Source organism: Capnocytophaga sp. oral taxon 326 str. F0382 (assembly GCF_000318295.1).
In the GTDB taxonomy this organism is placed as follows: Bacteria; Bacteroidota; Bacteroidia; order Flavobacteriales; family Flavobacteriaceae; genus Capnocytophaga; species Capnocytophaga periodontitidis.
In genome coordinates, this window is sequence record NZ_KB291378.1 from 8,644 (window position 1) to 15,637 (window position 6,994).

Genomic DNA, 6,994 nt, shown 5'->3' on the forward strand with positions numbered 1-6,994 from the left:
GTTATGTAAGGGCGTTTTGCAAACGCCCTCACAATATAAGAGCTTTTCAGACAATCTTTTTATAAATTAACAAACTGCCCGTGCGGCTCGCACCAAATTGGCATTAATATGAAACACTTAAAACAATTTTTTGTATTAGCACTTGGTTTAGTGCTCTTAAACGCTTGTAAAAAAGACGACAACAATGGTATCGCTACCGAACCTTTGAATATAACCCTTCATTTACAAGCCCCCGATAAAGTAACCATTACCCACTATGGTACCCTTACTCTTACCCTTACCGAGCTCAACAAGAATGAGAAGGTAGAAAAAGTATATCACAACACTACTACCAACGATTTCCAACTGAGTATTCCTGCGGGTAGCTATGAGGTACGTGCTACAGGTACTGTGAGTTACACCCAAAGTAGCACTACCTTTGCAGGCGAAGTAACCACCTTAATACCCAAACTCGACATCCTCACAGCCACTACCTACAGTCTGCCTATCACTTTAAAAACAATTGTAAGTGATGAGGATAAAGATTTGCTTATTGAAGAGATTTTTATCACGGGTACAACTACTCCACAAGGCAAACAATATTTAGATGATAGTTATTTCAAGATTTACAACCCTACTTCTAGAGTTCTCTATGCTGATGGTTTGCTTTTGGTGCAATCGGCGTTCCAAACAAATGATAAACAAACCTATACGCCAAATATAATGAACCAAGCTTTCACAGCTAATGCGGTATATCAAATCCCAGGGAATGGCAAGCAATACCCCGTAGCAGCAGGCGAGAGCATCATCATTGCCCTTACGGCTATCAATCACAAAGAACTCAACAGTAATTCAATAGATTTGAAAAATGCCAATTTCGAAATCAAAGATGAAGCAGACGATGAAGACCCCGATAACGCTGCAGTGCCTAATATGTTCGTGAAGTTTGAAGATGCAGTAATCAATCGTCAAGCAATCAACGCTTTTGCACTTGCCAGAATGCCCAAGGGGGTTACAGAGTTAGAGAAGTATTCTTATACATACAAAGATGAATCAGGATTTGACTCAGGAGGAGATGCTGTAAAAATCCCCAATACGTGGGTTATCGATGCTGTAAATCTCGCACAAAAAGAAGACTTTCAATGGCTTGTAACCGATGTTTCTTTAGATAGTGGTTGGACTTACGCCTCCGAAAGTCAAGGAGATGTTTCTCGTTATAGCAAAGGAGTACGCCGCAAAGTAACGGGGCAACAAAACGGACATCGTGTGTTAAAAGACACTAATAACTCTACCGAAGATTTTGATGCACGTGTAATCCCATCACTTAAAAAGTGAAAAGTGAAGAGTGTCGCTACACTTTGGCAAAGTTGATTATCTTGATGATCAATCACTTTTAGAGTATGTTGTGTAGGGGCGTTTTGCAAACGCCCTTATAGTATAAGAACTTTTTGCAAACGCCCTTGTAGTATAAAAACTTTTCAGACAATCTTTTTATAAATTGACAAATTAACAAACTGCCCGTGCGGCTCGCACTAAATTGAAAAAACAACTAATTAACATATTATTTTTCGCTTTCCTCTACCAAATAGGCTGGGGGCAAAGCCCCGATACCCTCTTGCTAAAGCTGAAAGAACAACAAAGCATCTCTCGTTTTTACGAGGCTTATTTTCAGAATCCAGCTACAATGCCCAAGTGGGGAAAACATCGTTTTTCTACCGTACAAGTAGCTTATGAGAGGAGTGATAAGGAGGCTTATGCTCAGCAGTATCCTGAAGGGCATACCGCTTTTTCAGCAAAAGCAACCTCTTTCTTCCCTTATGATAGCACACGCACGCTTTGGGGCAATGCGTCCTATAAAAATCAAGAACTGCGAAAAGTGCGCTGGAATGAGTCGGTAGATAGTGATTTGCTCTATCCATACTTTACCGCCGATGCTGTAGGGGGCGACTTGCATAGCGAGCAATACGCCTTTATGGGTGGTTTTGCCAAACAATGGCAACGATTGCATTGGGGTATCAGTTTGGATTACAAAGCCGAATTAGCAAGTCGCAACAAAGACCCGCGTCCTAAAAATATCACTTCAAATCTGCAATTGCGCTCAGGATTTATGTGGAGGGTAGGGGAGTGGCAAGCAGGAATATATGCCTCTTTCCAGAAATATACTCAGTCTAACGAACTGAAATTTTTCAATGAATTGGGAAGTCCTTCAGTCTATCATCTCAATGGCTTAGGCTATTATAACCACCTGCTGAAAGGCAACAAACTCAGGGCTTTTTATGAAGGTTATGGATATGGTGGCGGACTGAATATCAGCAGGAAAAATAACCTTTTCCTCTCTGCTAATTACCAGCAATTGGCAATCGAAAAATATATGACAGAAGATAATGGTGTGATAGCCGTAACGCTTACCAATCGCACACTCTATACCGAGCTGACAAAGCTGTTTCGCAAAGATACTTACTATTATGGTTTCAAAGGACATTACTCTCTGCAAATTAAAAGTGGGGTAGAGCCTATTCTTTCGGGTCGTAATAGCAATTGGACGGAAGTAGTTGCTAAAAACGAGAATTATACTCTAAAAAAAGAGCACTACCAATTGGCAATGCTTTTCTGTAACAATAGTGATTTGCAATATCACATAGCACCTTATGTAGGTTATGAAACTCACCGTGAGGATTATACCCTTGTGAGGAGTTTTCAGCATTTCGATTATATGAATGTAGGGATAAAAATGAGTGTTGTAGCGCCCTTAGGGAAGAAGAGTATAGGTATAGCAGGTTTGCATTACCAGTATCGCAATACGTTAAAAGGCAATTATCTACTCCGCAACGATAGTGAAGTATCTCTCAGCGAAATGCTTTTGCACAATGCTCGTCTCCTCGCCTCCGATGAACAAGTTTTCCAAGCACATTTGCAGTACCATCACCCACTATCGTCCTCACTCAGTTATTTCGTGGGACTTAACACCCAAATAGGAGTTTTTACCCTCCAAAAAACGAATACTTTTCATCAATTAAACATCGGTTTAACATTTTAATTACCTATCCCCTGACACCTGATACCTGACACCTATTCCCTATACTCTGGAAATTCCAATTTCAACTGTATGTACATCGGTTGTTTTACAGTCTCTTTATCAGGTTCATTGTTGAGGTGAGAAACTGAAATGCCTAATAATCGTACCGATTCACTCAATCTTTCTTGGTAGAGCAATTCTTTGATGTGTAAAAGAATTTCCTCTTTGCTGCTAATAAAATCTTTAAGGGTCTTGCTGCGTGTTTGAATAGTGAAGTCGCTGTATTTTATTTTCAGGGTGATAGTTTTACCTGCAACTTGCTGTTTTTTAAGGCGGCGGACGACATCTTCGGCTATACGTTCAAGTTCGCGTTCCATATACACCTCACTGGTGAGATTTTCGGCAAAAGTTTCTTCAGCACCCACCGATTTGCGAATTCTAAAAGGCTGAACTTCGCTGCGGTGAATACCTCGTGAGAGCTCGTAGTAATAATGTCCACTATTGCCGAAATTCCGTTCTAAGAACGCTAATGATTTCTCCCGCAAATCCTTCCCTTTAAAAATCCCTAACTGATACATCTTTTCGGCAGTTACTTTGCCTATGCCATAGAATTTGCGCACATCGAGTTTGTCTAAGAAATCTTGTACTTCAGCCTGAGTGATAGTAGTCTGTCCGTTAGGCTTGTGATAGTCGCTAGCAATTTTGGCAATAAACTTATTTATCGAAATGCCTGCTGAAGCCGTAAGTCCTGTTTCATTGAAAATGCGTTGTCTAATCTCTTGCGCAATGAGGGTAGCCGAAGGGTTACCTTTTTTGTTTACCGTAACATCTAAGTAAGCCTCATCAAGGGAGAGAGGTTCCACCAAATCGGTATATTCGTAGAAGATAGCGCGTATTTGCATTGATATTTGCTTGTAGCGCTCAAAGCGGGGTTTTACAAAGATGAGATGCGGACACAATTTGCGCGCCTGTGCCCCACTGATAGCACTGCGCACACCAAACTTGCGCGCCTCATAGCTGGCTGTTGCCACCACACCGCGCGCTTCACCTCCGCCCACTGCAATCGCTTTTCCTCTCAATTCAGGAAAATCCAATTGCTCTACCGAGGCGTAGAAAGCATCCATATCAATATGTATAATCTTCCTATTAATTGTTACCTGTTACTTGTTATTTAGCTTCAAACATTTTCCCTGGCAGTGGTTTTACCACTCCTTTCAATTCCATTTGGAAAAGTAAATTAGAAAGTTGGTAGATAGGTATTTGGCAGCCGAGAGCGAGTTCGTCTAAGGCTTGTTTGCCATTCTCTTTGAGATAGTTTGCTACCAATTCTTCATCGGGACTGAGGTCTATAAAAAGTTCTTGTTGTACGGCTTTAGGGGCGGGAGTATCCCAATTCAGTAGGTAAATGAGGTCTTTAGCTGAGGTGAGTATATTAGCTTTGCGGTTGCGTATCAGCTCATTGCAGCCTATGCTATAAGTATCTGTCGTACGACCTGGTACGGCAAATACTTCGCGGTTGTATGAAAAAGCAATATCGGCAGTAACCAAACTTCCCCCTTTTTTACCCGATTCAATCACTACAGTAGCTTCCGTAAGCCCTGCAATAATGCGATTGCGACTGAGGAAATTCTTCCGGTCAAACGGACTCTCACTGCCGAAATCGGTGATAAAACCGCCGTTCTCTTCCATTGCCTCACAGTATTTCGCGTGAGTAGCAGGGTAGATAAGGTTAAGACCGTGAGCGAGGCAAGCCACTGTTTGCAAGCGGTGTTTCATTGCAGCTTTGTGAGCCGTGATATCCACCCCATAAGCATAACCACTTACAATCACCACATCAAGTGGGGCGAGTTCTTCTATCAGTTGTTCGCAAAATGCCGTGCCGTAGGTCGTGATATTGCGGGTACCTACAATGCTCAGCAATCGTTTGTTTTGTAGGTTTATGTGTCCTTTTTGGTAGAAGAGTATAGGGCTATCCACACACTGTTTCAGTAGTTTAGGGTAGTGAGCATCGGTATAGCTAACAATGCTGATGCCGTGTTTTTCAGTAAAGAGCAACTCAGTTTCAGCTTCTTGTAAATACTGAGAGTTGAGGATATTTTGGGTAATTTTAGAACCTATACCCATTACTTTTTCTAAGCTACTTCGGCGTTGTGCAAATATATTTTTAGCACTCCCAAAGTGCGCAATGAGTTTTTTGGCAGTTATATCGCCTACAAGCGGAATTTTCTTTAAGGCAATGAGGTATAACAAATCGTCGTTCATAGTTTGGTTTTGTTTCACGTTGCAAAAATAGCGATAATTACTAAATTAGCAAATTTGCTAATTAGCAAATTATTACTACCTTTGCCTCATTATTCGTCATTCGTAACTCGTCATTCGTCATTCGTAACTCGTCATTTGTAATTCGTAACTCGTCATTAAAATTATGTTTCAATTTCTCACTGACCTCGCTAAAAACAACAACAAAGAGTGGTTTGATGCTCATAAAGCAGATTATGAAAGCGCTAAATTGCAAGCAACAGAGCTTTTTAACCGCATTTATGCTGAAATTGCAGCGCACGACACCGTTGCCCCTCTCAAAATATACCGTATCTACCGCGATTTGCGCTTCTCTAAGGATAAAACGCCTTACAAAACTCACTTCGGTTGCTACATACAGCGCAAACAACCTCACTATCGCGGGGGATATTACGTGCATATCAGTCCGCAAGAAACTTTTATAGGGGGAGGATTCTTCGACCCCAATAAAGATGATTTGTTGCGTATGCGTCAAGAAATCTCTCTCAACCCCGATGATTTCCAAAAAGTAATGACCGATAAAGGTATTGTAAAAGAGTTTGGCGGAAAACTATGGGGCGACGAACTCAAAACAGCTCCCAAAGGCTTTGAAAAAGACGACCCTATGCTTGATTATCTACGAAAAAAACAGTTCCTGCTCAAACGCGACTACACTCAAAAAGAAGCTACCGCCGAAGGTTTCGATAAAAAAGTAGTACAAGGACTCTTAGCTATGCGCCCCTTTTTCGACTTTATGACCGAAGCCCTCACCACCAATCTCAACGGTGAACCCCTATTCCCTAACCCCCGCTAGCGCGAGCTTGTAGCTCGTGCTCCCGCTAACGCGAGCTTGTAGCTCGTGCCCTCTAACCCCCAACCCCTAACAATGACCCTAACATTCAACAAAAAATACTTTATATGGGCATTAGCCCTCTTTGGAGTAGAGTTCCTTATCGCTACGCTATTCAAGAATATTGGCTTTATACGCGGTTATCTCGGCGATGTATTAGTAGTGATATTGCTCTATTATATAGTCCTTTCATTTGTAAAAGTGAAACACAAAGGCAAACTCATTTGGGGCATATTTGCCTTTGCCGTTGCGGTAGAAGTACTGCAATATTTTGGAGTAGCCTCTCATTTAGGCTTTGCTAAAGGAAGTATAGGCTATATCATTCTGGGCAACCACTTCTCGTGGACTGATATAATATGCTATGCTATAGGTTGCCTCATATTACAATTAACAAATAAAAAATAACAATTAATAGGAAATAGAAATTAGGAGATAGGAATTACCCCGCTAGCGCGAGCTTGCAGCTCGTGCCTTCTAACCTCTAACCCCTATAAATAACTATGAAACATTTTTTAATAACCTTGTTACTATGTGCACCTTCATTGCACGCACAAAATCCCTTAAAAGGCGAATGGATAACTAACTCTCTGTTACGTGATTTCAAAGAGGAATACAAAAACCTGTTTGTGCTTACACAAAGAGAAGGTGAAAGAGGTGGTTATGCAACAGAATTTAAAAAGAACGACAAAAATCAATATATTTCATATTACTTTGCCCCTTGTGGCAACGACTGTTTCTCCTCTATAACAGGAACATTTAAACTTATTGCCCCCTCGTATGTGCGCCTGAATGCCCTAACTTTTGAACAAACCGGTGATTGTAAACACAAAAACGAAAAGTTGCATAACGATACCGCCGATTATTACATATAC

At 41.2% G+C, this 6,994-nt stretch carries 6 protein-coding genes and 1 pseudogene; 5 read left to right on the forward strand and 2 right to left on the reverse strand.

Going from position 1 to position 6,994, the window contains the following annotated elements; genetic code table 11:
• Nucleotides 1-108: 108 nt before the first annotated feature.
• Nucleotides 109-1,314 (forward strand): DUF4876 domain-containing protein, encoded by a 1,206-nt coding sequence (locus tag HMPREF9073_RS02530; RefSeq protein ID WP_009412410.1) that lies wholly within the window; start codon nt 109-111, stop codon nt 1,312-1,314.
• A gap of 202 nt (nt 1,315-1,516) precedes the next feature.
• Nucleotides 1,517-3,016, forward strand: coding sequence for a DUF6850 family outer membrane beta-barrel protein (locus HMPREF9073_RS02535; RefSeq protein ID WP_009412411.1), 1,500 nt, complete (start codon nt 1,517-1,519; stop codon nt 3,014-3,016).
• 32 nt (nt 3,017-3,048) lie between these two features.
• Here the strand turns inward: HMPREF9073_RS02535 and dinB are convergent, their stop codons facing one another.
• Nucleotides 3,049-4,146: a DNA polymerase IV gene (dinB, locus tag HMPREF9073_RS02540; RefSeq protein WP_083866073.1), complete on the reverse strand. Its 1,098-nt coding sequence runs from the start codon at nt 4,144-4,146 to the stop codon at nt 3,049-3,051.
• A gap of 16 nt (nt 4,147-4,162) precedes the next feature.
• On the reverse strand, nt 4,163-5,257 hold the full coding sequence (dprA, locus tag HMPREF9073_RS02545; protein WP_034555202.1) for a DNA-processing protein DprA: 1,095 nt from the start codon (nt 5,255-5,257) through the stop codon (nt 4,163-4,165).
• Between the two features lie 160 nt (nt 5,258-5,417).
• On the opposite strand from dprA, the gene HMPREF9073_RS02550 reads away from it, so the two are divergent.
• From HMPREF9073_RS02550 to HMPREF9073_RS16200, 3 genes and pseudogenes are all read left to right on the forward strand, one after another.
• A complete protein-coding gene (locus HMPREF9073_RS02550; RefSeq protein ID WP_034555203.1) occupies nt 5,418-6,086 on the forward strand; it encodes a DUF2461 domain-containing protein in 669 nt (222 codons plus the stop codon).
• A gap of 72 nt (nt 6,087-6,158) precedes the next feature.
• Entirely contained in the window at nt 6,159-6,527 is a 369-nt protein-coding gene (locus HMPREF9073_RS02555; protein ID WP_009412415.1) for a DUF2809 domain-containing protein, read from the forward strand.
• Between the two features lie 95 nt (nt 6,528-6,622).
• A pseudogene (locus HMPREF9073_RS16200) lies at nt 6,623-6,994 on the forward strand (hypothetical protein); the annotation flags it as partial.